Below are 25,900 nucleotides of genomic sequence, written 5' to 3' on the forward strand. Positions count from 1 at the left end.
GCCCGGCTGCGCGCGAAGGATCAGACTGGGGAAATTTCAACCGCCCGATCTGGGGAGTATTCGACCGGCGGTGACAATCAACGCCTGACCGGCCTGCTTAAGCAAGCCTGGCTGGAGAGTGGCGGCGTGTACGGCTATCGCAAACTGACGCTGGACATGCGCGACCTGGGCGAGCGCTGCGGCAAGCACCGCGTGGCGCGCTTGCTCAAGCGGGAGGGCCTGCGCTCGCAGACCGGGTACAGGCGCCGGCCGGGGGCGCGTGGCGGCAAGCCTGCCGTGGTCGCACCCAACCACCTGCAGCGCCAGTTCTCAGTGGCCGAGCCCAACCAGTCCTGGGTGACCGACATCACCTACATCCGCACGCACGAGGGCTGGCTGTACCTGGCGGTTGTGGTGGACCTGTTCTCGCGCCAGGTGGTGGGCTGGTCGATGGGCAGTCGCATCGACACCCGCTTGGCGCTGGATGCCCTGCTGATGGCCTTGTGGCGCCGCCGGCCCAAGGAGGTCGTCACGGTGCACTCGGACCAGGGCTGCCAGTTCACCGGGCATGAGTGGCAGACCTTCCTGCGTGACCACAACCTGATCAGCAGCATGAGCCGGCGCGGCAACTGCCACGACAACGCCGTGGCCGAGAGCTTCTTCCAGTTGCTCAAGCGCGAGCGCATCCGCCAGCAGATCTACGCAACACGCGGCGATGCCCGCGCCGATGTCTTTGACTACATCGAGATGTTCTATAACCCCAAGCGGCGCCACGGCACTGCCGGCAACACTTCGCCGGTAGAGTTCGAACGACGCCACTCCCAACGGCTCACGGGTGTCTAGGAGATCCGGGGCGATTCAACTCGACCCCAAACTGCCCACGGTGTTCGTCGACAAAGGCCTTCAGGACTTGATGCGGCGGTCGAGCTCCGCCTGGGCGAAAAACGCGCTGGCCAGCTTTAGGATCTTGTTGGCCTTGCGCAGTTCGGGTACCTCGCGCTCCAGATCCTTGATGCGCTGGGCTTCGGCCGTCGACACCCCATCGCGCACACCGGCATCCACTTCATGTTGCTTGACCCAGGTGTGCCGCGCTTGCGTAACGCAGCCGATCATGCGGGCGATGGCCCCTATGGCGGCCCACTGCGACGGGTGCTCGCTTACAGCACCTTGCGCACTGCGCGCTCGCGCACCTAAGGCGAAAACTTCGGGGACTTCTTCATGGTTCCATTCTCCAGAGTTGGAGCCTCCGCCAAACCCGGGGCGATTCACAATGCTGCTGTTGTAGTGTCGAGCAGAAGCCGCCCGCGCGGGACTCGTCCTTAATTGGACGCATCGCGCGAAGCAGCCCCGAGGATGTGGAAACCAATGTGGGATGGCAGGGGCGCCTTCTGGCAGGTGTGGCGAGAACTGCTGGAGGGCACTTAATCGCTGCAGGATGCGGTAGAGGCTACAGATAACGCGCAAAATCTGTAGCCTGATTTGCCGATTTCCCACCGCCGCAAGGATCGCCTTGAGCGGAGCGCCCGCGCGTCTCAGAGGTAGGTCCGCTCGGCGTGATCAGCAGCCTGGATTCGCTATGGGGCGCGCCCTGACCTCGGCGGCGCGCCGGTCTGTCCTGCTTTCCCTTCGCGAGATTCACGAGCAAATCAAGCAGCGCGCCACGGCCGATCGCCCCCTAGAGTTCGTCTATCGACCTCCCCAGGGGATCCCGATGCCAGCCACCCCGCCCGCCACCCCCAGCAGCAACACCGACGACTCGCCCACGCTGCTGCTGCGCCTGCCAGCCGTCATGAAGATGACCGGCCTGGGCCGCTCGACCATCTACCGGCTGGTGGCTCAGCAGCGCTTCCCATGCCCGGTGCGCATTGCCAACCGGGCCGTTGCCTGGCGCAGGTCCGATGTGTACCAGTGGAGCGACGCCCGGCCCGCCGCTACCCACTGAGGACCGCAACCGCCTTCAAGGCGCCGCCGAACAGCAGTCCGAACCCCAGCCAGCGTCCCCAGAGCCAGGTGGTGAAGTGGTAGCGGTGGTTGGCGGCGACGGCACGGATGGCGCGCCGGACCGCAGCGACACCGCAGCAGGCCAAGGCACATTGGCCCACCACACCCAAAGGCAAGGCAACGCCGAGTAGTCCGCTGGCCAGCACTGTCGGCCAAGCTACGGCGTCGACGAGCGCCAGCAAGCGCCGACCCGGCCACACCCGAGCATCCGGCCTCGGGGCTCGCGCAAAGATCATCCACATCATCACTCGACTCCCGTACAGGCAGACGGGTCGCCCCGCCTGCCTTTGTGCTCAAGCTCGCCTCAGGCTGCCGCCTTCAATGGCTGCGGCAGCCAGCCCTTGCCGACCAGCCTGCTCGCTGCCAGGCTGGCCAGTTCGCCCTTCTTCATGTTCGTGCCTGCGACCGATGAAGCCGCCACCGTGCTGCCATCGCCCTCCCCGTTCCCTGCCCCCGACTGCTCCCCTTCCCGCATCGCCTGCGCGATCTGCGCTTTCGAGACATGGTTCAGGAAGGCCTCGGGTGTGGGCTCCCACCATTGCCGCATGTCCAGTCCGGCCAGGTGCTCCAGCCCATGGGCGGCGCCGGCCAAGCCTGTGGGCACCAGCGCCAGGCTGGCTGCGCACAAGCCCAGCAAATCGAGAAGATCTGGCTCAGGCAGGTCCGCCAGCTGCTGCAGCCAGTCGCCTTCCGCCTGGGGCAGGCGCTGCAGCCACCCGGCTCTGCGCTTCTCCAGCTCAGCCCAGGCCCGGCTGGACGGCAGGTCGTCGGCGGCGCGAAGCAGCTCATGCCTCGGCGGCCGCGCCGAGATCTGCAACGCCGAGCGCGCCTGCAGGCCGACGCGCTCGAACACCTGCACGGCCAGCGCATGGGTCAGGGCCACCAGGGGCGTCTTGGCATCGCGGGCCAGCACTGCCTGCAGCGCAGCGGTGCGATGTGCCGCCAGCCTGCGAAGCAGCGTGTCGCTGTAGGTGGCGGGCGTGGGTGTGCCGAAATCGGAAGATCCAGTCTCGACGCCAGTATCACCACCCTCCTCCGCGCCGCCCTTGCCAGCCTCGACCGCTTGCCGCCCCCTTGCCTGGCCGCCACCGGCAGACTTGCCCGCCTTGCGATCCTCGGCTCGGACCAGGCCCCGGACCAACTCAGCAGCCCCATCCCGCCCGACGGTGACGATCACCCCGGAGCGGGCCTTGTCCTCGTCGCGCCAGGCCTGGCGGGCCACCTGGATGGCCTTGCGCCGGACCTCGATGTCCTGCTGCTCCAATTCGATGCGCTCGCCGTCGGCCGGTGTCCAGGTGTCCTGGTCGTCCAGCATCTGCTGCTCGGCGTTCAGTTCGGCTGCGCGCTGATCCAGCTCGGCCAGGGCCCGCTTCTCATCGGCGCTGGGCGCTCTCACGCTCGGCTCGCAGCGCGAGAAGCTCCGCAACGCGGCTGGATCCAGCTCAATGCGAGCCTCCACCCAGGCCCAGCCCTCGCCGCGCAGGGCCTGCGCCTGGGCGTCCAGCTTATCGCTGGCCAGGCGCCGCAGCAGATCCTGGTCACAGATCCAGCAACTGTTGTCGCTGTCGAACAGATCCCGTCGTACTGCGCCACCTGCAGCCTCGTAGGCGTCGAGGCCAACGAAGCGCGCCAAGGCACTCTGGTGCGCCAGCACCTCGCCCACCGTCAGCCGCTTGCGCAGCGCGGCCGGCGTCCGCTCCCAAGGCTGGGCCTCGAACCAGGCGCGCTCCTGGGCGGCATGCTCGCCGCTCAGGCACAGGGCCATCAACTGGTCCAGGTTGATGCCGTCTTCCCGGTACAGCGCCAACAGCCGGGGCGAGAGCGCCGCCAGCTTCAGCCGGCGCTGCACCACCATCGGCGAGACCCCGAAGCGCGCCGCCACGTCCTCGACGCCACGGCCCTGCGCCACCAGCGCCTGGAAGGCCTCGAACTCATCGGCCGGGTGCATGGGCTCCCGCCCCCTGTTTTCGGCCAGGCTGATCTCCTGCGCATGCTCGGCGCCAACGCACTCGCACAGCACCTCGTGCCCGGCGGACAGGACACCACGCGCCTGCAGCAGCACCAGCGCACGCCGACGCCGCTCACCGGCCACCACGCCGAACTTGCACTGCCGCCGCTTGCCTCGTCCGACCTGCTGGGGCGTGACGACCAGGTTCTGCAACAGCCCCTGTGAGGCGATCAACGCCGCCAGCTCCTCGACCTGGCCGGCCGAGTGCCGACGCACGTTGTACGGCGAGGGAACCAGGTCCTCGACCTTGATCAACAGCCATTCCTTCTTGAGCTTCATGACGATCTCCATCCATGGTTGAAACGATTCCCGGCGACTCTCCCGCCGCAAGGCGGCACATCCGCATGGCACCGTCCGCCGTGGCGGCACCATCTGGATCTCCTGCGTCTCCTCGACCTCTACGAAACAGCCCGTAACCGGCCCGACTGCCCCAAGTTCCGAGGGAGCCGTTAGAGACTCCTGGTGTCTTGGCGCAAGCCAGGCCCCTGAGCTGGTGCCTGCCCCGCATTCGTCGGTCGCCGTGCGGCACCGAGAGCGCCGCAGAACAGCGCGGCTGCAAGGGGACCGTGGCGTTAATGGAGGGGACCCGCGCCAGCGGGGCGCAGGCCGTTCATGCCGCGCAAGCCCCTTGTGGCCGCGCCTGCGGTGCTACGGTCCGCGATGAAGGCGACCGGCGAGGCGGATCAGCCCCGGGGTCCTGGCGACCTGGACACGCGGGCCAGCGCAGGCGAGGAGCCGGAGCGCAGGCCCACGCCTCGCGCGCGGGTAACGCGCGCGCAAACTCGACCCTTGCCCCCTGGTTCACGATTGGTGACACACAGCCTGTGGACAAACGCGTGATTCCTCGGCATCAATTACGATCTGAAGGAAGCCGCCACTGAAGCGGTTTAAGCAGGACCCGTCGTTCGATGTGGCCCCACAGGGAGTACCGGTCGCGCACCGGCTCAGTGACGACACCGTGTCGTCCGCGCCAGGCAGCGTGGCCAGGCATCGACGCAGATCGCCTCCAGCGCCCATCGCCACGGGATGTCCGAACTGGCCGCCAGCGGGCGGCCTGACAGGAGATCGCGCCATGCTGGACCGAGATCAACTAGAGACTTTCGCCACCGTCGCCGAGCAGCACAGTTTCGAGCGCGCCGCCACGGTCCTGAACATCACCCGCGGCGCCGTCTCCCAGCGGGTCAAGGCGCTCGAAGAGTCCCTGGCCATCGTGCTGCTGCTGCGCGACAAGCCCGTTATGCCCACGGCTGCAGGCGAGGCCCTGCTGCGCCACGTGAAGGCCCTGCGCCTGCTGGAAGCCTCGTCCTTGCGGGAACTCGGCGTCTCGGCCGATGCCGACCGGCCCGTGCCGCTGGCCATCGCGGTCAACGCGGATTCGCTGGCCACCTGGTTCCAGCCCTTGCTGCGCGAACTCTTCGCCCGGCGGCTGGTGGCCCTGGAGGTCATCACCGACGACCAGGATCACACCTCGGATCGCCTGCAGCGCGGCGAGGTCGTGGGCTGCATCTCCACCGATGCCAAGGCCGCCAGCGGCTTCCTGTCCGAGCCCCTGGGGGCCATGGCCTACCGCTGCTATGCCACACCGGGCTTCATCGCCGAGTTCCTGCGCGGCGGCCTGACGGTGCCCAACGTCCTGCGCGCGCCAGCCGTGCTGTTCAACCGCAAGGACGCCCTGCACGATGACTTCCTGCACAGGAAGTTCGGCATGCGCATCGACCGCTACCCGCGCCACTACTTGCCCTCTCCCACCGCTCTGCTGGACGGCATTGCGATGGGCGCAGGCTACGGGCTGGCCCCCTCCATCCAGGCGCAGGCCCTGGTCCAGGACGGCACGCTGCAGGAACTGGCGCCAGACGACCCGGTGCAGGTGGACCTGTACTGGCACCACTGGGAGACTGAGCCGCCCATCGCGCGTGACATCACCGCGATGATCGTCGGCCATGCCGCCAACTGCCTCATCCAGCCGCAGGCCTCGAGCGGCCACCCTCAGTCACCTTCGGCCCCGATGCCCCCAGTGACGGCGAACCGTGCGGTACCCGGGCACCCAGTGAGCGCGCTGTAGGGCCATCCGGACCGCAGCGGCCGATGCCAAACCGACCAGGAGTGCGACCCCTTCAACATTCGGCACCGCCCCGCCCAGCGCACCGGCCGCGAACACCGTGACCGAGCCGACACAACCCGCCGCGATCACCCAGATCTCATCCACAGGTTGGCCCGCCTCGTGGCGCAGCAGACCGACCAGGCTGATCCCCACGCTGGCGATGTAGACCACGTTGACCGAGACCATGGTGTCGACAATCGGCCAGCCCGCGGCCGTCAAGGCGGTGGCCACGGTCAGCGCCAGCGTTGCCATGGGCCATGAGGACCGTGGCACATGACGGACCTGCGCCGCCTGGAGCGCAGACACCATCGCCCGAAGTACCGCCGCCCCTGAACCCAGCGCTGCCATGCCCAGCATGGTCAGCATCACCGGCCCGGCCGCGGATGACAGGTCACCCACGGCCAGCGCCAAAGCCAGTGGCACTGCCTGCTTGGCCTCCGTCACCCAAGGCCACGAAGGTTGCGCAATGGCCGAGAGCACCACAGCCGGCGGCAGAAATGCCAGGAGCAGCAGCACAGCACCGGCCAACAGGCAGCCGCGGACCGCTGCGCCAGGCCCTCGGGCGGCCAACACGAACTGGTGATAGTCAGCGCCCGTACAGACCAGCAGCCCGACGCCGACCCCAATTGTCACCATCTGGGCCAGGCCCAGCGACGGCAATGCGTCGACGAACTCCGGCAAAGCCACCGCGTACAGCGCCAGCCCACCGTTCCTCATCAGAGCAAGGAACAACACCGCCGCGCTCATGGCCAGACAGGCGGCGAAGATCCAGGAGGCCGCCCGCAACTGGAATCGGGAGGCCACAAGGACAAGCGCGATGGCCATCGCATGGGCTGTCCATGGCCCTGCGCCTAGCAGCCGCGCCACTGCCACCGCGCCATGCAGCTGCGCGGCCAGCACCCCCGCCATCCAGACCACCGACAGCAGCGCCACCAGGCGCCGCACCCGCTCCCCGCACCGGTCGCCAAACAGATCCCACACGGCGCGTCCGGCCTGCCACAACCGGCCGGCAAACGCCGCCATCCCGAGCATGCCCAGGCCAGTGGCCACACCATAGACCGCGCCGGCCATGCCGTAGCGCAAGGCATGTTCACCAGAGCCAAACAGAAAGCCGATGCCGTAGCTGGCCGACACCAACAGGGCGGCCACCTGCAGCGCGCCGAGCGTGCGCTCGGTCAAGCCCTCGACCCCCGCTGCCAGGCCGACACGGCCGGGGCCGGGCCCAAGAAGTAGGTGCGACACACCTCCGCCTTCGCCCGGTACTCCGGCAGTGCCGAGAAAACCCGCTGCGCCTCTGGCAGCCGGTAGTAGGGAACGGCCGGGAGCAGATGGTGGGTCAGGTGGTAGGCGTTGTTGCGGGGATGGAAGAGCAGCGACCAGAGCCCTGCCGCCCGGATGTCCCGAGTGAAGCTGAAGACCCCGCCAGGCGTCAGGCCATGGTGATCACACATCTCCCGGAAGGTGGTGATGACGTGGAAGGTGGTGGCGCGCGCGGCCAGCCACAGGGCCAGCATGGCCACTGTGGCCTGCGCACCCACAGCGGCGGCGAGCACAGCCATGAGCGCAGCCCACCAGGCCAGGACATACATCCGCCTCCACAAGGGAACTGCGCCATCGATCAGATGCCCCCAGGTGGACCCGAGCCAGGCGCGCAGCGAGAAGATGTTCAGGGTCACCGCCCGCACCCAGGAGCCGGCCTTCTCTGGCGGAATCGGAATCAGGTCAGGATCCGTCCCGGCCGCGCCCAAGCCCTGGTGATGACGGAAGTGCAGTTCGCGGTAGCGCGACAGACTCTGGAACAGCAGCGGCGCGATGAGCGCGCGGGTGACCAGATCGTTCACTCGCCGGTTGCGGCTGAAGTTCCGGTGAGCAGCGTCATGCAGAAGGTTGCCCAGTGCACGCTGCCGATTGCCCAGCATCAGCAGACTGACCGGTATCGCCCATGGCTGCTGGAGTGTCAGCAGTAGCGCCGCGGCGATGACCACGAGGTCCACCGCCACATCCCGGATGGGGCACCAGGCCGTCAGTTCCAGCAGCGGCAGATGCGGATTCCCGGCGCGCCGCAGCGACTGCCGGTGCAAGGCGATGTCGGAGAGCACTTGCGAACGGGTGGGCATGGCCAACCTCCTTGCAGGCGGCCGTCGGGCCCGACAACTGCTGCCCCACCAATGACACCGTCATCCCAGCCGCGCCCGCAAGGTAGCAAGACGGCTTGGGGAATGACCGAGGTTTAGGAATTTTCGCGGGAGGTCAGCCAAGCTAAACGCACCTGGATGACCGACCAGAAGACACACGAAACAAGGTGCACCCAAAGCGATGGGAAGCCCATAAACTCGACCGCAACGAGTTCGGGCTGACAGGAGGGAATCCGGATGACCGCTGTTCGCGATCTGCACGAACTGTGCCGACAGATGACGCCGACCCTGGCCGATGACGTCTTCGTCTACTGCAGCTTCAGCGACTTCCGCCTACCCGACGGATTGGACCCTGTCTGCACATTCCGAGAGTCCGAAGGCCTGACCGCCATAGTCGGCAAGCAGGCGGCCGACATGGCGGGCATTCCTTACACCTTCCCCTGCCGCCTGATCACCCTTGCGGTCCACTCCTCGCTCGATGCTGTCGGCTTCCTGGCCTGCATCACCGACCGCCTGGCCCAGGCCGATATCGCCTGCAATGCCGTGGCAGGCTTCCACCATGACCACCTGTTTGTGCCTGCTGAGCGAGCGGTGCAAGCGCTTGAGGTTCTCCGCAGCTTGGCCGGAGAGACTTGCTTGCTTTGAACGACCCGGAAGAATCGGCACAAGAAGTCGAACGACACTTCAGGTGACTACACCCGCTTCAAACTGGTTGCGGTCAGTCGAATTTCGAACCCGTAAGGCCGCTCAAACCGCCCTACCGGTTATCCACTGCATCGAAAGCTGCTCTGCTGGCCTCATATCTCGGGAGTTCAATGACGGCAAAGTCAGACACCACATGCATCTGGGGACGCAATGTTGATTTCGTTGGTTGCCATCGGCGACTCGTTTCATAAGAAGGGGCACGGGTCGCGTTTCGGCGTCAGGATGCTCGTGCGGCGGATAGCACGCGTCACGCCAACTCGCAGCGCCAATAGATCTTGTGCGTAGGCTCTTTGGTTATCTGGTGCCCTGGCAATGCGCTGAAACATGCCGTCGTAGATGAGGACCTCGTCGAACTCCTTGCCCTTCGACTTGTGGATCGTCATGACGTGAATGCCGCGCCAGTCCTTTTGAGCCGCAGCGAAGTGCTCTTGCATTAAGGCGCTGCGCACCGCCTCTTCAGCACCCTGATACCCACCCTGTGCACGCCAAAGTGAGCCCAGGTTGGTCCGCAGCATCGAGCCGCGGTGAAGCAGTCGTAGATAGCGGGCGTCAGTCGCGACTTGCTTCAACACATCCGCGGATGATGACGCTAGCAGACCACGAAGGTGCAGCCAGTCTTCCGCAGGGTCACCCGTCAACTGCAGTTGCTGCCGCTCTGTAGAAATGCGTTGAACCTCGCTGACGATCAACTGGCGCTTGGCGCCACGGACCTTTCCCGTGGTCATGAAGCCACTGAGGGCACCCGCCAAGTCAAGTTCCGGTTGTGGGGTGGGTCTGCCTCCGCGCCGACCGCGAATATGCGAGTGAAGGGCTCCGAGCACCCGGCTCGCCACATCCCCAGCCGTGCCTCCCTCCAGCAAGGTGGCGATGACGCCAGCGGCCAGGGCCGGCGGCTCTGCATCCATCGCGACGTCATGATGCAATTCCGGCAAGCCGTCTGCCGCCGAAGATAGGTAGTCGGAAAACTCAAGCATCAACCGCTTGGAGGGCACCAGGACGGCGATCGACTTGTCCGGCACGGTCTGGAGGCGGTTCAGAGCCGAGCACAGCGCAGCCTTGGCGCTGAAGTGCAGGCTCTTGCCATTCATAAAGCCGTAACGAGTGACCTTGACCTGCTGATAGGTCTTGCCTTTGTTCGCCCCAGTGAGAAGGTCGTTCCCGTAGGTCGTTATGTCGGTGCCGCTGCTGCGGTAGTTCTCGCCCGCGAAATCGAAGTGCTTCGCTTGAAAGACCTCCAAGAACTCGCCCACCCGTCTGGGGTCAGCGCCGCGGAACTCATAGATCCGCTGGTCGGGATCGGCCAGCGCGATCAGGCGACTGCGTTGCCCGAGCTGCTGGATAAGTGCCCATTCATCACTGTTCGTGTCCTGGAATTCGTCGAGGATGACGATGGGATAACTGTCGGAAAAGATGGCGGCCAGCCGACCACTCCTTCGAAGCAGTTCGCTGACCAAGCGGGCGAACAGGTCGAAGTGCAGCCGCCCCTCCTGCTCGAAAAGCCGCTGCTTCTCGGCATCGTGATGGTCTCTTTCGATGTCGGTCAGGTGCGCTGCCGCTTCAGGCGGCGGCAAGAGCTGCACGTCTCGCCTGCCATTCAGCAGATAGGCATGGCTCCTGAGAATGGTCCATGCGAAGCCATGGTACGTGCTGACCTCCAGCCATTGCAGATCCTCGCGTGAGATCAGTTCCGAAGCCTTTTCGATGATGCGCGCGACAGTCGGTCTGGCGAAGCTCAAGAACAGGATCTTCTGCCCTGGCTTGAGCGTTCCCGTTCGAATTTCGTCCCGTGCTTTCACCAACGCGACGTGCGTCTTCCCAGCGCCAGGTCCCCCCAGCGCCAGGGCATGCTCGGCGCACACCAAGAAGCCTAGCTTCTGATCGCTCCACAAGGCAGTCATGCCAACGGCTTCGGCGGGAAAGGATGAAACTTCGCGTATGCCGGCGCCGCTGGAACGGGATCGGCTGGAGCAACTGGGTCGTCGGCCTCGGCTGCAGCCACTGCCACCTCTGCGGCGGCTCCAGCGTCCTCGGCGGGCAGTGGCGGCGGCTCAATTGCATTCTTGATGGACACCAATGTGGCTCTCACGTATTCAGGCATGTCGTTGACGGTTGGACACGACGCGAGCAGGTCGCCGGCGTCGCCGCCGCCTTTCGCCCAGCCAAAGTATTCCGACAGCATCGACTGCAGGTCGACCAGCGGCGTGGTGGCTGTAGGTGTCTTCGCCGCGAGGTGTGGCGGCCAGTCGCCAGCGGCGACTACAGCGGCTGCATAGCCGCGGAGTGCGGCCTCGGAGGTTCCATGCAGCACGAGGTTCTCGAAGCCCTTGGTCGCAGACTCGTAGGCATGATCCACCGAGGCAACGATTGCAGCTAGCGCCTCCGGCGCCTGCTTGTCGAACACGGCAAACACGGTTTTGCCGAGCGACCGGAAGAACGCGCCCAACGGAGCGACATTGGTCTCGCCGCGTGCATCGACGATCGCCACGCCGAGGTTTTCGAGTGACTTGAATCGCGTGGCGTCCAGGTCGCAAAGCCGGCGGGCTGCGGCAGGCAGCGCGTCGACCTCCGTGCGGCCCTCCAGGACAAGCACGTATCGGGCCAGTAGAGCCTCGCAGAACCGCGTTCGAAACTCGGTGCGATAGGCCTTGGGCTTGACTGATGGCGGGTACGAAGCCGGCATCCCGGTCATGACGCCAGCTGCTCGCTTGAGAACGAGAACCTGGCCCGGGTCAAACTCCTCAAGCACATAGGGAGAATGGGATGTGAAGATGGCCTGCGCCGACTTTTGGCGCAACGAATTGATGATGCGCTTCTGGGTGTGCGGCGGAAGCGCGATCTCTGGCTCTTCCATTGCGAAGATCACCTTCTGCTTCAGCTCGGCGATGATGGACAGAAGAGCCAACACCAGCACGTTGATCGTGCCCGTGCCTTGATGCTGATACGGCGCGGAGTAGATGGATCCGTCCGGCCTCGTCGCGCCGGTGCCCATGAAGACGGTCAGGGTGCGGCGGAGCATGTCTCGGGTGAGATCCGAAACCCGCATGTGGGGTTGCTCAGCCCAGTCGGATGGCACGTAGTGCCGCACCGCCTCTTGGACAGAGGCCAGCAGTTCGCCGATTTCCTCGCCTTCGCCAACCGGAAGCGCCCTCAACTGGCCGAGCAAGTCCTCCCACATAGTCAGCCGTGTCTCTTTCAGCCGGAGTATCACGTCCAACAATGAGCCACGTTCCAGGCTGAGGGCACGGGCGCCAGTGCGAAGAGTGCGCAGATATAGGAAGCCACACTTTCGCTTGTCCGGCGTCGAGAAGCGCACGTAGGACCCCTCCGCCGTTTCGGGAATGGCGTAGTAGGTGTCTCCGGTGAAATCGTCCTCATCGACGTCGTACCAGCCGTTGAAGAAGACGCGCATCGCCGCGCCGACGTGGGGTGCGTCCGTACCTTCTGGAGGCGGCCCGTCAAGCAACGCCTTGGCGTTTGCGTCCCACCACTCGACGTGATCGCGGAAGTGTCGTTGCTGCTCCTCGGAGAGGCCGGCGACAATCACCTCGACTTGAATCGAGATCACCTCCTTCTTGGCCGGGTCCACGTACTTCCCGGCGTAGAAATCGTGTTCGTCAACCACGGGACGGCGACTGAGACGCTCTGGCCCGAGCACCAGGTCCACCGCTTCCAGCAACGTGGACTTCCCGGCATTGTTGTCACCGACAAAAACCGTATGTCCGGCAAGAAGGACCTCGCCGTCGGCGATGCCTCTGAAATTTCGGACGCGGACCCGCACAAGATGCATCTCAAACCTCCCCGCCAAGTAATATCCAGGCCAGACTTCTTAGGGGCCATAGTAGGCGGGATTCAGCGCAACCTTGCGTGGACAACCGCTACTGGACCGTGAACGTGCATTCACGTAGCCACCACCACGGGCCGCAACCGCTGCGATGCCGATTCCCACTTGATGGCAGGCAGGTTGAGACTGGACTGAGACGTTCGCGTCCACGGGCCGAACGTCATCTCCCGCCGAGATCGGCCCTTCGCGCCGCCTCGTCTCGAAGGGCCGCTGCCATCACAAAGCGCACGGTCGAGGCGTCCTGCCAAGTTGCAGCGCCCGGACGACCGCTTCCATTTCGGACGAACTCACCAAGCCGACCCGGCGCGGACTATCGACTCTGCCACCCAGCGTGCCGGAAGCGGACTGCCAACGCATAAGTCTTCCGCCGTATCGGGGAAGCGCAAGACAACAGATCCTAGGGGTTGAAAACTACTTGCCCAGCCGCAGCCTTGTGCGCCATAGCCCGGTCCGTTCCGTTACCTTATGGATCGCCGAGCGTGCGCTTGGCCGCGTCTATCATCTTGCGGGTCGAATCGATGAGCTCGCGCTGTTCCTCTTCCCGTGTTCGCATCAACGAATGCCATCCTCCAAAGGACCTAAGGATGCGCTCGGTGTCCTTGTAGCCCATGTTGCGGAGATATGCGATCTTGCTTGGACTGAAGTCCAGCAGCGATTCCATCCAGGGAAGAATTCCATCTCCTTGCTGGACGGGCTCACTCGGCGAGATTTCAAGAATCGCTTGGTCCGGGAAGCCGCCTCGCCACCAAGCCGACCCATGCTGGAGTTTGATCACGATGATCAGGCCTGGCCGACCAAGTACGACCGGCAGCACGGGTATGTTGTCGACTAAGCCGCCGTCAACAAGCGTCATGCCATCTATCTGCCGGCTCGAAAGTGCGAACGGTATAGCGGCGCTCGCGAGCAAATAGTCGTGAATTTGGTGGCGAGGCAAGGTTTGCAGGTTGATCCAGTGCGGACGCAAGTCGTTCGACACCAGCGTAAGCAACAGGCGGTTTTTCGGCGAGAGTACCTCGCTAACCGTGACCCAAGTTGGCGCACTGGAGGCGATGCACGACAGGTTCACGAAGTCCTTGACGGCGTCGGCGATCGGCGTGTCGTCAAAGATCGCCGCACCATCAGCACATGAAAGCAGAGCCCGCGCGACGGCGTCAGGTCGGTGGCTGCCGAGCGGGGACTTCTTAGACAACATGTCCCAGAACCGGCAGGCCTTATCGACGCCAGCGCCGAACGATTCACTACCAGCCAGTACGCCAACGGTTAAGGCACCAATGCTCGTGCCAGAGTATTCCGTTGGACGAAGCCCGAGTTCCGCGAGGCGGGTTAGGCAGCCAGCGGCATACGCGCCCCGAGCACCTCCACCAGCGACGACCAGCACTGGACGGGCGTGGAGAAGATCCTCGTGTGACATGTCCTACTTGTCAAGCGGCCAAAACTGCACGACGAAGGGCCTGACCCTCGTCAAATATTCCGGAGCACAACTCCTCCATATCGAACACATATGGGATCTCAATGCCTTTCTCACGCGTCAAAGCGTGGGCGACTTGCGCGGCAGCCTTTTCTTCCATGACCAACGAGAGTTCGATGGTCAGCGACAAATAGCTGCGAATTGGGTATGCCAACTTCGCAGCGTAGATCCCTGCAGAGCTGATGGAGTCGATTAGATACGCCAGCAGCCTCCGATCACGGTCAGACATCGAAGCGATGCTCTGAGCGGTCGAATCGATCAAGGAAAATGCTCTCGTTCCGACTCTCGGGTGCAACTCTGCGAGGGCCGATTCGACCATGTGACGGTGCAGCGCAGTTCTCTGTTCGGGCAGCAGTCGATCCCACAAACTACTCGCGAGCGCATCATCGTCTATGAGTATTAGCTGATAGAGCCAAGAAAGCGCTTCGTAGCGGCGACCGCTTCGCCAGGCCAGGAACACGCCGTCGGTGTCAATCTTGCATTGGATGAAGGCTTCGACCGCGGCAAGGCGCTGCTCGTGATCGTGGACTTGATTCTGGATGATCCCTAAGCAGCGCTTCATGTCGTCAAGACGCTGATCGACCTCTCGCAGGCGCTGATCTGTTTGGTCGCGAACGGCGGCCGCCACTTCGACGGCGCGTTCCAGCGTCTTCTGGGTTAGAAGGAGCGCCCTGTCAGTCACGCTTTGATGTACGGACAGGTTTGCCACCAGTTGGCACAGAGCGCGCTGAGTGAGTAGCGCAAGCCGGTCGAAGTGTTGTTCTGCTGTGGTCGGAGCGACGCGATCTAGCATTCTACCCAACCGACTTTGGTTCGCCCGGCGGGTGAGACTCTCTTCCTGCCCTTGGAGTCCGCAAACCAAGTCAAGTAGGACGCGATCGCCAAGCGAGGGGATCCGCTGCAATAGTCCGCGCGGCAACAGATCATCGACTTCTATGTTGGAGGTCATCGGCGCAAGGAGTCCACAGGAACATAGGTAGACAGCTTGGTACCTCGCTGCCTTGCATCTTTAATCTCGTCCAATAGCTTGGCAGCATGGAGTCGCGTCAGTTCTTGCTCATGAACGCTGAGTTCCTTTTGCCTGAGCGCGCCCTCTAGATTGGCTTGGTAGGAGTCGAGATCATCGGATACCCGCTGAGTAAAGCGGTCGATCCTTCGGGCAACGTTTTCGCTCAAATAGGCGTCAAGGCTCTGGCGGACGGCAGCAATGTGGTCTCCGACGCTCGCAATCGCGTGGCGCGACAGGGTCTCGAGGTCAATGATGTATCGATCCTCATAGACCGCCGCTCGGTAAACCTGCCTCTCAACCTTGTGGTCGTAGAGCCAAAGCGTGTACCAGCGGGTTTCATAGGTTGTCTCCGTGTCATAGCCGGACTCACGAACCAACTGTGACTTCTTCTCTGCACGGAACGATATCTCCATCTCTCCAACGTCGAAGCGCACGTCAGGGACTTCGAGGCGAGCATTGAACGCCTTTTGCATCTGGTCGACCGAATTCTTGAGGATCGGCAACAACTCGTCTTCCACAATAAGTCGTACCTCTTGGACGAACTCGCGCACGAGCGTCTTGATCTCGATTCGCGCGCTGTTCAAGTGGGCCGTAAGGTACTGCTTGACATCATCGAGCAGGCGTTCAATTGCGGCGTCGGCGTCCGACTGCCTTTCGTACTGTATGGGCCCCCTCGACGATTGAAGCAATCCGCTCAAGAATCGCCTTATGAAGCCCTCGTCCTTGGTTGGTGCCAAATCCGCCTTGTCCTTCGTAGCTAATCGCCTTATGGTTTGGCCAACGTCGAGCCGTACTTGATCTAATAAAAGCTGGAGAGCAGTGTCCAGTTTTTTTTTCGCGCTGTCTTTGCGTCGGTCGATCTCCGCTCTGGCCTCGATCACCTTGAGCGCCTGCGTCTGCAGTTCTTCCACCTCTCTGCGGATGGACGCTGCGTTCGTGCCGCTTGAAGACAATCGGAGTTCAAGTGCATTCTTGAGGTCCGTCAGGATCCTGCCGCTAGCATGAAAAGCGGTCTCGAATACCTTTGGCCCGGCCCGCGTCATGAGCTCTGACAGAGAGCCTTCCAGAAACGGTTCCATCCTAGACTTCTTCCAGAATCGGCGCGCGAGATCCTTCAGTTGCTCTTCATCCATCCCATTGAGCTCTTCCTGGAGTTCCTCTTCCGTTTCGATCAGCGGATTCTTGCGCCGCACTAGCGCGCCAGCGTGAACGCGGGTCGACTCATCAGGCAGACAGCTGTCCGCCGCGTGGAGAAAGCTTGCTGCCTCTAGACCAAAAACCGCGGACATCTCGAAGAGGTGCCGGGAAGGGTCAAACCTTTCGATCTGTAGTTCTCGACTGACGTAGCTCCTCACCTGTTCCTGCGTCATGTCGCCAGCCTTGGAACGGGCATCAACTTTGTTTACCGCGACAATGAAGTTCGAATCTCCGACGCGCTCACGCATCCTGTCCACATGGGCACGAATCTTGGCGGCCGCCTCGGTGTTCAACTGCGTGTAATCCAGAACGAGCAGCACAACCGAACTCTCCTGCAGTTGGTGCTCAACGATGCGCTCGAGCCCCATCTCGGATTGGCTCGCTTCGTTGGGGCCGGGCGTGTCCACTATCACCAACTTGCCCATCCCGCGCGAGTCAACTCCGCCGGGAACCTTGCGAATCTGCACGGCGATTCGCGGAGTGTCTTCCGGTTCAAGCAGTGCAAGCGGGTTTGAGGATGGCACAACGTCGGCGCAGATGCGGGTGACGTCGTTCAGATACATCAGGACGTCTTGAATATCCGACTTGTCGTGAACTTCACTTTTCAAGGGCCTTGGCCCGTCGTCGCGAAGAGTCTTGGCGAGCGGGACCAGATGAGGGTACTGCGACAGACTCTTCTCAATGCTCACGTCGTCGTGCGAGATAAAGAACTGCCGAATAGCATTTGCCGCCACGCGAAAGCGCTCCCTAAGGCCCTGTGTCAGCGTCAGTATGGGATGGCCGCACTCCGGCTCATCGACAATCTCTGTCGGAATCGATGTCGCAGCAGAGTTGCGATTTGGGAGGAGATCCTGTCCCAGGATGGCATTGATGATCGTAGACTTGCCAGCCTTCATCGGCGCGACTACCACCAACCTCAACTCGAGGTGTTGTATCTGCCTTCGGAGGCCCTCAGCTTCGCGCGTGAGGGCAAGGAACTTCTCATGTGCCGCATCGCTAGGATCGGGATACAAGACCGCTCGGCACTCTGAGCACAACCGACCCAGCACAGCAAGAAAACTCAGCGTGTCCTGCTGATACCCGGCCCAGTCGGCGCCAATGGCGTCCTCGTTGCTCATTCTCTACCCCCTTGTGCACTCATTCTTGACTGCCGAGTCACTCATCAACAGTCGCGAGCGTTGACGATTCACCCGCAGAGTATTCGAGCCTACAGCGTAGCAAGTATCACTCAAAAGGCAGGACTCAAGGTGGCTGAACTCATACGGCCGTCGCTATCGAGTCCGCCACCTAGCGCAGCTCCACTCACGAACTAGGGATTGAGTGCCAGGGAAGGCGGTACCGGATCAGTTCTTGTGAGGATCCACGCTGCAGACGTACACGAACGGTAGGTTGTGGCCGGGACTACCAGTTCACACCCTCGCCAGGCAGCTGACAGTCAACTCGTCGGCCCCGTCCGCGAAGGTCAGCTGCCTGCCGCCTCATCGTAGACCCGGATCCGGCCATATGCTGACGGTGGCGGCAGGCAGATTTCTGGCATCCGAGGCAACCGAAATCTGGTCTATGGATCGAGGCCCCGGAGAGCTAGACACTCAGCAAGGCGAAGGCTGACACTTCCCATACCAAAACCTTTGGAGAAATAAGATAGACAACGGCTGGGCGTGCTCAGGGCGGCGCTGATGGTGTTGACAGGTATCGTGCATTCCTGGCTGGGTGAGCGCAAGGTGATTGCGGCCATGCTTCGCATCACCGATGCGGCGCTGCTGTCGGGCGTGCAGCAGCGCTTTCTGCGTGCCTGTCGGCACATCAGCACCGTGAGCTGGTTCGTCTTGGCGGCCACGCTGCTGTGCCAAAGCCTGCAGCCGCAGGCGCTGCGCGCGGCGGTGCTGGGTATCTCAATGCGCTGGCCATCGCGCTGATCGATGTGGCCAACTTCCGAGTGTCAGGCGGACACAACCCGGGCTGGGGGGACTGCCTGCTGGTGGAGTTGGTGGCCTCTGGAGCCGGCGCGGCACCGTCCTAGCGCGAGCGGTCGAGGCTGCCTCGGCCTAGCGTTCAGGGGCTCAAGTGCGGGTGCCGGTCCAGGACCGCCTGGAACGTGTCGTCCGACAGGATTGTCTGCAGATCGGGCTCGTCGTATTCGCGATAGAAGATGTCGCCGCGCGAGAACGAGGCCCTTTCATAGCCGGTCACTAGGCTACCGCCATCGACCGCCGTCTGGTTGTAATAGGTCAGGGCGTTGTTCAGCAGGTGATTCCAGATGTCCACCACCGTGTTGTGCGGTATGCCGACCACGGGAACATCGGCCAGAATTTGATAGACCGTATGCGAATAACGCTCAATGGCCGCGGTTTCGATGAAATACACGTCGTCCTGCACATGGCCGTAGGTCCAGGAACGTCTGCCGGCCAGGAAGTGCCGCGAATTGATAGCGTAGCCAAGGTCGTCCGGGCTGGGGAACCAGTTCAGCGGGTCGATGCCAATGAAACTCGCTTCCTCGAAACGGTAGCGCCAGTTGCGCTTTAGCGTGCTGGCATAGAAGCTGTTGCCCTTCCCCCGGCGCAGGTAGACATGGTCGTCATGGATCAAGCCTTGCATGGCATTGACGGCGAAGCGCAACACGACGTCTTGCTTGTAGGTCAGTTTCGACCGCTCCACCGAAGCGATGTTGTCCATGTTGAAGATGTGTACGAAGCGTGGCAGAAAGTCCCGCATCTGCTGGTCAATCTGCTGCTGCGTCACGCCGCTGGCGTGGAAGTACGCAACAAAGTGATTGCCGTGGTAGTTGCCCACGCCGTCGCGAACCGCCAGCAACTCGCTGAAGTTACCCTTGTTCTCGTTGCCCATCAAGGGTGCGGCGTACAGCCGGTCGCCATGTTCGCGCAGGAACTGGTTGGCCGGCTGGGTCACCAGTTCCTGGCGGCCCAGGTCAAACAGCTGCACCTGGCTCCCGTGTATGCCGTTGACGAACATCTCCTGTGCCAGGCCGCCGCCGACGACGGCGATCGGCCCATGCTTCTGCAGTGCCGTGCTGAGCTGGCCCGCCGTGATGATATTGCGCAGCGGCAGGTAGCCTATGTCCGCAGCCATGGCCGTGACGTCCATCTGCGCCAGGCCGAGGTTCTGGTCGAGAGCGTCCTTGAGAAGTTGGTTCATGTCCAGGCTCCGTCATTGCATGATTGATTGGAGAAGGTCTTCCTTGGAGCGAAAGATCACGCCCTCGCGCAGCGCCTTCATGATGGCCATCATGTAGGCCCAGCGCTTGTCGTCGCCCACGCCTGACAGGTCGATATCCTTGAGCCAGGCCAACTGCTGCTGCAGGTCCGGAGGGTTCTGGCTATTGTCTTCGTCGATCACCGGCTGCTGCACGGTCACCGAGCCGTCGGTGTCGATTTCCACCTTTTGCGAGCCTTCGGCCTTGTCCAGCACCTTGAGCGCGTCGTCGTACTTGCCCTTGCCCGCCTGCTCCTGCCGGGCCTGCTCGCCCTGGCGCAGAAGCGCGGTCATCTGGCCGAGCTCGGGCGAATCGCCCAGCAACTGCTCAAAGGCCTTCTTGGTCAGCGCGGCCTTGGTGTCGGCGTCCAGCTTGGAGTTTTCCAGCTGCGACAGGCCTTGCAGCGCCTTGCTGCGCCGGTCCAGGTCGTAGGCCGACATGGTCTTCATCGCCTCCAGGCTGATGTCACCGGCCTTGCTGGCCAGCTGCTGCGCAGTGGTGGCGTACTGGGTGGCGGCGGCGCTACTGGTGGTCAGGGCCGCCATCGCGTTCTTTTGCGTCTCGGACAAGCCGGTGATGTCGCGGAATGCATCCGATTTGCCCAGCAGATCCAGCGCCTTGGACAGGCCCGTGGGGTCGGGCGCGGCCGGTGCGTTCTGGATGTTGACGATGGGCGTGGCAAAGTCCTTGGGGCTCAGGTTGCCCGGGTCGGTACGCCGCGTCTGGGTGGATATCGGCTCGATGGCTGTGGGCTCGTCGATCGGGTGCTCCTCCCACTTCCAGAATCGCGAATCGTCGATCTTCTCGCAGCTGTTGCAGGCGCCGGAGACGGCCTCGGCAAACAAGCCCTTAGTGGGCACGCTAATGCGAAACGGCTTGGGCTCGTGCTTTGTGCCCGGCGCAGGCTTGTAGAAGTCGATCAGGTCCACTGGCACCTGGTCGGTTAGCACGCCTAGTGTGCGGTCGTTGGGCGAAGGCACGAAGTTGGGGATGAGCAGGAAGTCGCGGTTGACATTCAGCCCCTTGGCCACGGCAAAGATGACGCTGTTGCCGGCAAAGCCCAGGCGCTTGAAGTCCACCACCGAGGCAACGCTGCGCGTGTCGTATTGCATGATGGGCTTGCCCGCACCGTCCAGCTCCAGCCCGGTCTTGACCTGGCCTTGGTCCACATAGGTCTTGTAACGCAGCCGCGGCAACTGGATGGTGTAGCGGTCCAGCAGGTTGAACAGCCGCTGCTCGTCCAACGCCGACCACAGCAGCTTGTGGTAATACTCCCTGTTGGACTCCAGGTGGCGCTCTAGCAGCTGGGCGCTCTTCTTGTCCTCGTGGCGTGGGTTGCGCATTTCGTCCTGGGTCAGCGGCGTGGAGATGAGCGCCGAGTCATCGCCCGCCAGGTCGTTCTGCAAGCTGCGCGAGGAGAACAGGCGGCCCGCGTAGTGGTCGGTTTGGTAGCTCACCGTGCCGCCCAGCACCAGGCAGGTGGAGCCATAGGGCAGGTCGGCTGCGGTGATCTCGATGCGGATGATGTCAGTGCGCCGCAGGCCAGCGATGACGCCATAGGTGGCGCTCGTCGGGCGCAGCGCGATGCTGACGTTGTAGTCGCCCACGCGTGCGCCGGTGTTAGTTTCGCCGGCCAGCATTGCCTTCTTGATGCTGGCCTTGTCGTTCCTGAACCAGTTGTTGTTGGAGATCAGCGTCACGTCAAAGTGCAGGTCCACCTTCTGGGAGGGGTTGTTCTGCAGCACCGCGTGGACCTTGATCGTCTTGCAGAAATCGGCCACGAAATTCTCGTAGGCCAGCTGGGCCTGAAAGCCTTCTTCCACGCCGTTCAGGCTTTGTTTTTCGAAGATCTGCTGGGCCAGCCGCGCGGCCACCGGGCCGATGCCCGAGGCCCACCAGCCCAGGCCGCGCAGCGGCAAGGTCAGGCTGGCGAGCACCTGGGCATAGATGGTGTTGTAGTCGGTGGCGGTGGACGGCAGGGTAACGTTGGGCTTGACCACATGGAGCCTGAACGACAGGTCGCCTGCCACCTCCTTCAGTTGTTCGTCACAGTAGCGTTCTGCGGGAAAGGCCGAGTAGGCCAGTGCGTCGCCATGCAGCGCGTCCTCTTCGCGCTGCAGCGAATCAAAGCCGGCGCGCAGCTGGCGCAGGCTGGTCTGCGGCGCGAACAGGTAGGTGGACAGCACGTCGCGCCAGCGCAGGATTTTGCGGCGGTCGAAGTTCTCGATCAGGAACGGAACGAACAAGCATTCCTGCACATCGGCTAGCTCATGGTGCACCGCAAAGTGGCGCAGCACCTCGAAGTACTGGATGGTGATGGCATGGCAGTGGTTGTGGTTGGCGACGACTTCGGTGGTGAAGCGAAACGACTCCGACTGCCCCACCGTGGTCACCACGCTGGCGCGCTGGCTGCGCACTGATGAGGCGTTCTGCATGGTGCGGTCGCGCAGGTTCTGTTCGGATGAGGAGAACAGGCTGCGCGTGGAGTTCTGCGAGGCATCGCTCCAGCTATCGCCCTTGGATTTGCTGAAGCCGCCGGACACCCCTAGCACCTTGGACACACCACCCAGGAATTTCATGCCGCCAAAGCTGCCACTGGCCCCACTGGAGCTGCCGCTGCCAAAACCCACGCCCAGGCCGCCGCTGGTCCCCGCCGTGGTGTTGTGGCTGGAGGCGGTCTGGCTTTCAGCGAGGTTGGCCCTGACGATTTCATTGATGTCGCGATCGTGCACCAGCGTGCTGTCCAGCGTATCCACCGCATCGAGCTGCTCGGTGCGGGCGGCGGTTTCCCGACGGTCCCATTCCATCACCGCGATCTGCTTTTTCTGTCCCGGCGCTAGAGGCAGCGAGTACAGCAAGTCACCCAGCGAATAGCCAGCAGCGCGCCACACCTGCTTCATGTGCAGGATGTGGCCGAAGGCGATGGTGGCAGCCTGCACTGTGCCCAGGATGCCGTCGCTGTCGTCCCAGTCAATCGGGTTGCGGCCGGTCAGCGGCACCCGGCCCATGCTAGCGATCAGGCGCTCCAGCCGGTCCTGCTCGGTACGCAGAATCTGCAGTTCGCGCTGCAGGGCGTCGCTGTTACGGTTGTAGATGCCGGCCCGGAAGTAGGCGTCGGTGGCCTCGCTTTGCTGGTCCAGCCCGATCTGGGCGGTGGCGCCGCCTTTGGGCGCAGCCGGCCCGATGGGGTCGGCCGTACCGGTGCCGCTGCTGGTGCTATCCACCAACAGGCCGCCGCCCAGCCTTCCTTGCGCCCGCGGTTCCTGCTCGCCCAGTTGCTGCAGCTGGCCTACCAGCGCCAGGTGCAGCGTCGGAAAGCTGGCAAAGAGTGCCAGTTGCTTCTGGATTTCGGCCACCCGAAGCTTGACCCAGGCCAGGCGGTCTTCCAGCTTGTAGCTCGCCGGGTTGTAGAGCTCGGGGTCGCTAGTTCGGATAACCTGGATGTAGGCAAACTCCTCCAGCGCACGGTTGGGCGTGGTGAAGTTGATGCAGCTGCCGCCGATGTCCTGCGAATATTGGCTGTTGTTGACCAGATCCTCCATGTCGGGCAGCTGCGGCACGGACTTTGTGCTGCAGGCGCAATTGTCATGCTCATCCTGCGTCATGCTGGTGGGCAGGCCTTGCACTACCAGCCAGACGAAATCTGGCCATTCGTCACTGGCAGTCAGGGCAATGTCCAGCTTGTCGCCCGGCTTGACCGACACCGTGGCAAAGGCGTTCTTGTATTTGCCGGCGGGGTAGGGCAGCGAGAAATTGCCGTCACCATCGGTGGAGCAAACGCCAAGCACAGTGGCGCGGCCGGTGGATGCCGGCGAGCCATAAAAAACTATCTGGTTGTCGCGCAGCTTGAGCTTGGCATTGCTGTCTACCACCTTGCCGCGCAGCTTCTTGTTGAGCTGCCGGGGCACGTTCTCAAGCACACGCGGCGTTGGGTTTACCAGGTTTTCGATATTGTCGAAAGTGGTGGTAATGAGCACCGGATTGCCGGCCAACAGGCTGCTGACGGGAATGGACTTGACCAGGTTTTCGATGTTGTCGAAGGTGGCGGGGGAAAATACCAAGTTGTCGGCCAGCAGGCTGCCGACGGAAATCGACTTGTCCAGCCTGACGACCGTGTCGGCGCCCGATTTGCCAGACACCTTGGCGTCGCCGCCGGTCGCGGTCGTTTTGGTGGGCTGCAGCACCGTGGACCGCACCCGAGCATCACTGACGGGCAGCGGGTTGCCATTCTTGTCCTGCAGCACGAATGAGATGTGTCCGGTTTCGGACAAGGTGTAGGCACCGTCGTCCGGCTGCTGCAGGTTAGCCGCGAACACGCCGTCCCGACCGACTTGCACCGACACGCTGGCGCTGCGTTCGGGCTTACCGGCGCTGACCAGCTCATAGATCAGATTGATCCTGACGCCCTCGAACCCCGAGGCGCCGCCTTGCAAGTTGACCACCCGGCCGCGAACTTCGTCAATTTGCATTTCCGTCCCCGCTACTTGGTTTGCACGACGTCATAGGAATTTAGCCCCTATGACCTGGCGCCAAGCATACTTCGGATAGTGTTTTCAAACGCCCTTTCTGCTTCCCTGTGGCACCCCTAGCACGGCGCCTGACGCGCTTGAGTCAGTCTTTGAAGGTGGCTGAGATGCGTTGAGCGTTGAGGGCGCAGCCGTAGGTTGCCTTTCTTGGGTGCCTTAAGTAGGTTATTCCGGACCACAAGCACGTTGTCATCAGTCCCGCAAACTCTCGAACGCAGCCGACTCCAGCGGCCCGTGCCGCCGGGTCGTCTGAACGGCTGCAGTTGGGCGAAGTCAGGCCGCTTGAGGCGCCTGGCCACGAGCTGGCGCCCGAGGTGGCCCCCTAACCTGCAGGCCCAAGTGAGCGAGGATCATCGCGATGACTGGTTGCTCGAGGATGACCGCAATGATCTTCAGCTTGCCGCCGCAACAGGGGCAGTGCTCCACGTCGAGGCCGAACACCCGCTTGAACGGCTTCGCCCAGCTCAGCCGCACCGGGCGGTGGTGCGCACAGTTCGCATCGCACTCGGCGAGTAGCGCGGCCTGCGCGGGCGCCTCGGCCTCTCACAGCACCACCAGCACGTGCAGCTTGGCGTTGGGCACCAGGACACCATGGAAGAGAATTAGATGCAGCCTCGGGCTGGGCACCAGCGCCGCGAGCCGCTCCATGAATTCCAGCGGTGACGTCACTAGATGCGCGGTGCCGTCACGCTACGGAGTCTTGAGCTTGACCACCACCTTGCCCGCAGCGTTGGTCTGTATACGCTCGTTAGCCAGTGCCGGGCGGGTCATGTAGCGGCACCCAGCGCCTGGCAGTCATCGGCGCCGCAGCTCACGACTGCGTGCAAACTGAAACCATCGATGTCGGCGCATAGCGATTGCTTGAACTCTGTCGCCTTGGGCATGGCGCCCTGCACCGTCAGCAACTTCTGTCCGGCGCGCGTGCCGAAGGCGATGCGGCAAGTACACGCTGCATCCTGCAGCGGCCAAACACGTCCTTGACGACTTTCGGCAGGAGGGCGCCGGTAGCGTCTTGGGCCTAGGCGAAAACGCTCGCGGCGTGCTGCTCACCAGGCGGTACAGCGCTGTTTGCTCCGCGCAGTGACGCTCGTAGTGGACCGTGGCGCAAACCGGTGCCCGCTGGGGCTGTTGCACCCTGGCTTGCACGCAAGGCTCCCGAAATGGAGAGCCCGCACGGTCTCAAGCTGTGTTCTGCGCCTCAATCGCCCTGAGTGCTACCTGCCGATGGTTGCCCTCGGCTGCGGGGCCACCTTCGGCGGCCTCGATGCATGTGCGACCGACCGCACCGGGGCGTCGAGTTCACGGCAGCGGGTGTCGCTGATGGGTCGACTCGAGTCCTCCTTTCTGGCACGGACCGGTCGGTCACAGTGTGGGACTTCCCGGCGACAACTCGGCCGGCTGCTGTCCTGCCGTTTGCTGACTTTCATGGCGGCGCCGGCCGATAGGTTGGATGTCGGCTTGATGGCGGTCAGCGTGAGCCCGCCTGCCTGCCACCATTGACCGCGTACGCTGCATACCCGACCTTAAGCCAGCTCTACCTCCGTGCGGAAGAGACTTGTTTGCCCACACGACACCGCAATGCCGATGACCTGAGCGGAATAGCTTGGAAGCGGACGAATCTTGGTTTGAGTCGCCCTCGGTTTAGGGAAGGTCTGCATAAATCGCCCCACGCCCTGCTTGGCACCGACGTGAAGCCCTGAGACGATAGGGTCCATGAAG

At 63.2% G+C, this 25,900-nt stretch carries 17 protein-coding genes, 1 pseudogene and 1 other annotated feature; of the genes and pseudogenes, 5 read left to right on the forward strand and 13 right to left on the reverse strand.

Annotation, left to right across the window (positions count from 1 at the left end; all coding sequences use genetic code 11):
• On the forward strand, nucleotides 1-822 hold an 822-nt coding region (locus KAK03_RS24100; protein WP_247661400.1), incomplete at its 5' end, for an IS3 family transposase.
• 6 nt (nucleotides 823-828) lie between these two features.
• Nucleotides 829-928 (reverse strand) — a sequence feature (AL1L pseudoknot).
• Here KAK03_RS24100 and KAK03_RS24105 read toward each other — a convergent pair.
• Nucleotides 842-1,169, reverse strand: a pseudogene (locus tag KAK03_RS24105) (IS3 family transposase); the annotation flags it as partial. (Overlaps the previous feature by 87 nt.)
• Nucleotides 1,170-1,690: 521 nt before the next feature.
• Here KAK03_RS24105 and KAK03_RS24110 point away from each other — a divergent pair.
• Nucleotides 1,691-1,921, forward strand: coding sequence for a helix-turn-helix transcriptional regulator (locus tag KAK03_RS24110; protein WP_210857233.1), 231 nt, complete (start codon nucleotides 1,691-1,693; stop codon nucleotides 1,919-1,921).
• A 363-nt stretch (nucleotides 1,922-2,284) separates the two neighbouring features.
• Here KAK03_RS24110 and KAK03_RS24115 read toward each other — a convergent pair whose 3' ends face one another.
• A complete protein-coding gene (locus tag KAK03_RS24115) occupies nucleotides 2,285-4,267 on the reverse strand; it encodes a ParB/RepB/Spo0J family partition protein (protein ID WP_210857234.1) in 1,983 nt (660 codons plus the stop codon).
• Between the two features lie 793 nt (nucleotides 4,268-5,060).
• Between KAK03_RS24115 and KAK03_RS24120 the strand changes: the two genes are divergently transcribed.
• Nucleotides 5,061-6,050, forward strand: a complete 990-nt coding sequence (locus KAK03_RS24120; RefSeq protein WP_210857235.1) for an HTH-type transcriptional regulator ArgP — start codon at nucleotides 5,061-5,063, stop codon at nucleotides 6,048-6,050.
• Here KAK03_RS24120 and KAK03_RS24125 read toward each other — a convergent pair.
• Together KAK03_RS24125 and KAK03_RS24130 are read right to left on the reverse strand one after the other, a co-directional pair.
• On the reverse strand, nucleotides 5,979-7,268 hold the full coding sequence (locus KAK03_RS24125; protein WP_210857236.1) for an SLC5/6 family protein: 1,290 nt from the start codon (nucleotides 7,266-7,268) through the stop codon (nucleotides 5,979-5,981). The genes KAK03_RS24120 and KAK03_RS24125 overlap by 72 nt on opposite strands.
• Entirely contained in the window at nucleotides 7,265-8,206 is a 942-nt protein-coding gene (locus KAK03_RS24130) for a fatty acid desaturase (protein ID WP_210857237.1), read from the reverse strand. The genes KAK03_RS24125 and KAK03_RS24130 overlap by 4 nt, the downstream gene beginning before the upstream one ends.
• Nucleotides 8,207-8,461: 255 nt before the next feature.
• Here KAK03_RS24130 and KAK03_RS24135 point away from each other — a divergent pair, with 255 nt between their 5' ends.
• Complete coding sequence (locus KAK03_RS24135; protein WP_210857238.1) at nucleotides 8,462-8,869, forward strand: ACT domain-containing protein; 408 nt, start codon at nucleotides 8,462-8,464, stop codon at nucleotides 8,867-8,869.
• Between the two features lie 245 nt (nucleotides 8,870-9,114).
• On the opposite strand, the gene KAK03_RS24140 is transcribed toward KAK03_RS24135, so the two are convergent.
• The 5 genes from KAK03_RS24140 to KAK03_RS24160 form a co-directional block, all read right to left on the reverse strand.
• A complete protein-coding gene (locus KAK03_RS24140) occupies nucleotides 9,115-10,827 on the reverse strand; it encodes a UvrD-helicase domain-containing protein (RefSeq protein ID WP_247661401.1) in 1,713 nt (570 codons plus the stop codon).
• On the reverse strand, nucleotides 10,824-12,716 hold the full coding sequence (locus tag KAK03_RS24145) for an ATP-dependent nuclease (protein WP_210857239.1): 1,893 nt from the start codon (nucleotides 12,714-12,716) through the stop codon (nucleotides 10,824-10,826). Before KAK03_RS24145 ends, KAK03_RS24140 begins: the two co-directional genes overlap by 4 nt.
• A gap of 517 nt (nucleotides 12,717-13,233) precedes the next feature.
• A complete protein-coding gene (locus KAK03_RS24150; RefSeq protein WP_210857240.1) occupies nucleotides 13,234-14,181 on the reverse strand; it encodes a patatin-like phospholipase family protein in 948 nt (315 codons plus the stop codon).
• Nucleotides 14,182-14,191: 10 nt separating this feature from the next.
• Nucleotides 14,192-15,187, reverse strand: coding sequence for a hypothetical protein (locus tag KAK03_RS24155; RefSeq protein WP_210857241.1), 996 nt, complete (start codon nucleotides 15,185-15,187; stop codon nucleotides 14,192-14,194).
• Nucleotides 15,184-17,562: a dynamin family protein gene (locus KAK03_RS24160; RefSeq protein WP_210857242.1), complete on the reverse strand. Its 2,379-nt coding sequence runs from the start codon at nucleotides 17,560-17,562 to the stop codon at nucleotides 15,184-15,186. Before KAK03_RS24160 ends, KAK03_RS24155 begins: the two co-directional genes overlap by 4 nt.
• Nucleotides 17,563-18,102: 540 nt before the next feature.
• Between KAK03_RS24160 and KAK03_RS24165 the strand changes: the two genes are divergently transcribed.
• Nucleotides 18,103-18,360: a hypothetical protein gene (locus KAK03_RS24165; protein ID WP_210857243.1), complete on the forward strand. Its 258-nt coding sequence runs from the start codon at nucleotides 18,103-18,105 to the stop codon at nucleotides 18,358-18,360.
• A gap of 136 nt (nucleotides 18,361-18,496) precedes the next feature.
• Here the strand turns inward: KAK03_RS24165 and KAK03_RS24170 are convergent, their stop codons facing one another.
• The 4 genes from KAK03_RS24170 to KAK03_RS24185 form a co-directional block, all read right to left on the reverse strand.
• The gene (locus tag KAK03_RS24170; protein WP_210857244.1) at nucleotides 18,497-19,597 is read right to left on the reverse strand and encodes a hypothetical protein; all 1,101 of its coding nucleotides are present in this window, start codon (nucleotides 19,595-19,597) and stop codon (nucleotides 18,497-18,499) included.
• Nucleotides 19,598-19,609: 12 nt separating this feature from the next.
• On the reverse strand, nucleotides 19,610-24,124 hold the full coding sequence (locus KAK03_RS24175; protein ID WP_210857245.1) for a hypothetical protein: 4,515 nt from the start codon (nucleotides 24,122-24,124) through the stop codon (nucleotides 19,610-19,612).
• Nucleotides 24,125-24,724: 600 nt separating this feature from the next.
• Nucleotides 24,725-24,850, reverse strand: coding sequence for a transposase (locus KAK03_RS24180; RefSeq protein WP_210863371.1), 126 nt, complete (start codon nucleotides 24,848-24,850; stop codon nucleotides 24,725-24,727).
• A gap of 854 nt (nucleotides 24,851-25,704) precedes the next feature.
• Nucleotides 25,705-25,900: hypothetical protein (locus KAK03_RS24185; protein WP_210857246.1), on the reverse strand; the 196-nt coding region annotated here is incomplete at its 5' end.

Origin of the sequence: Ideonella alba (genome assembly GCF_018069845.1) — a bacterium.
Classification (GTDB): domain Bacteria; phylum Pseudomonadota; class Gammaproteobacteria; order Burkholderiales; family Burkholderiaceae_C; genus Ideonella; species Ideonella alba.

Bases quoted from the DNA above. Each gene is read 5' to 3' on its own strand.
- KAK03_RS24110 (WP_210857233.1), top strand. From the start codon at position 1,691: ATGCCAGCCACCCCGCCCGCCACCCCCAGCAGCAACACCGACGACTCG.
- KAK03_RS24115 (WP_210857234.1), bottom strand. From the start codon at position 4,267: ATGAAGCTCAAGAAGGAATGGCTGTTGATCAAGGTCGAGGACCTGGTT.
- KAK03_RS24120 (WP_210857235.1), top strand. From the start codon at position 5,061: ATGCTGGACCGAGATCAACTAGAGACTTTCGCCACCGTCGCCGAGCAG.
- KAK03_RS24130 (WP_210857237.1), bottom strand. From the start codon at position 8,206: ATGCCCACCCGTTCGCAAGTGCTCTCCGACATCGCCTTGCACCGGCAG.
- KAK03_RS24135 (WP_210857238.1), top strand. From the start codon at position 8,462: ATGACCGCTGTTCGCGATCTGCACGAACTGTGCCGACAGATGACGCCG.
- KAK03_RS24140 (WP_247661401.1), bottom strand. From the start codon at position 10,827: ATGACTGCCTTGTGGAGCGATCAGAAGCTAGGCTTCTTGGTGTGCGCC.
- KAK03_RS24145 (WP_210857239.1), bottom strand. From the start codon at position 12,716: ATGCATCTTGTGCGGGTCCGCGTCCGAAATTTCAGAGGCATCGCCGAC.
- KAK03_RS24150 (WP_210857240.1), bottom strand. From the start codon at position 14,181: ATGTCACACGAGGATCTTCTCCACGCCCGTCCAGTGCTGGTCGTCGCT.
- KAK03_RS24155 (WP_210857241.1), bottom strand. From the start codon at position 15,187: ATGACCTCCAACATAGAAGTCGATGATCTGTTGCCGCGCGGACTATTG.
- KAK03_RS24160 (WP_210857242.1), bottom strand. From the start codon at position 17,562: ATGAGCAACGAGGACGCCATTGGCGCCGACTGGGCCGGGTATCAGCAG.
- KAK03_RS24170 (WP_210857244.1), bottom strand. From the start codon at position 19,597: ATGAACCAACTTCTCAAGGACGCTCTCGACCAGAACCTCGGCCTGGCG.
- KAK03_RS24175 (WP_210857245.1), bottom strand. From the start codon at position 24,124: ATGCAAATTGACGAAGTTCGCGGCCGGGTGGTCAACTTGCAAGGCGGC.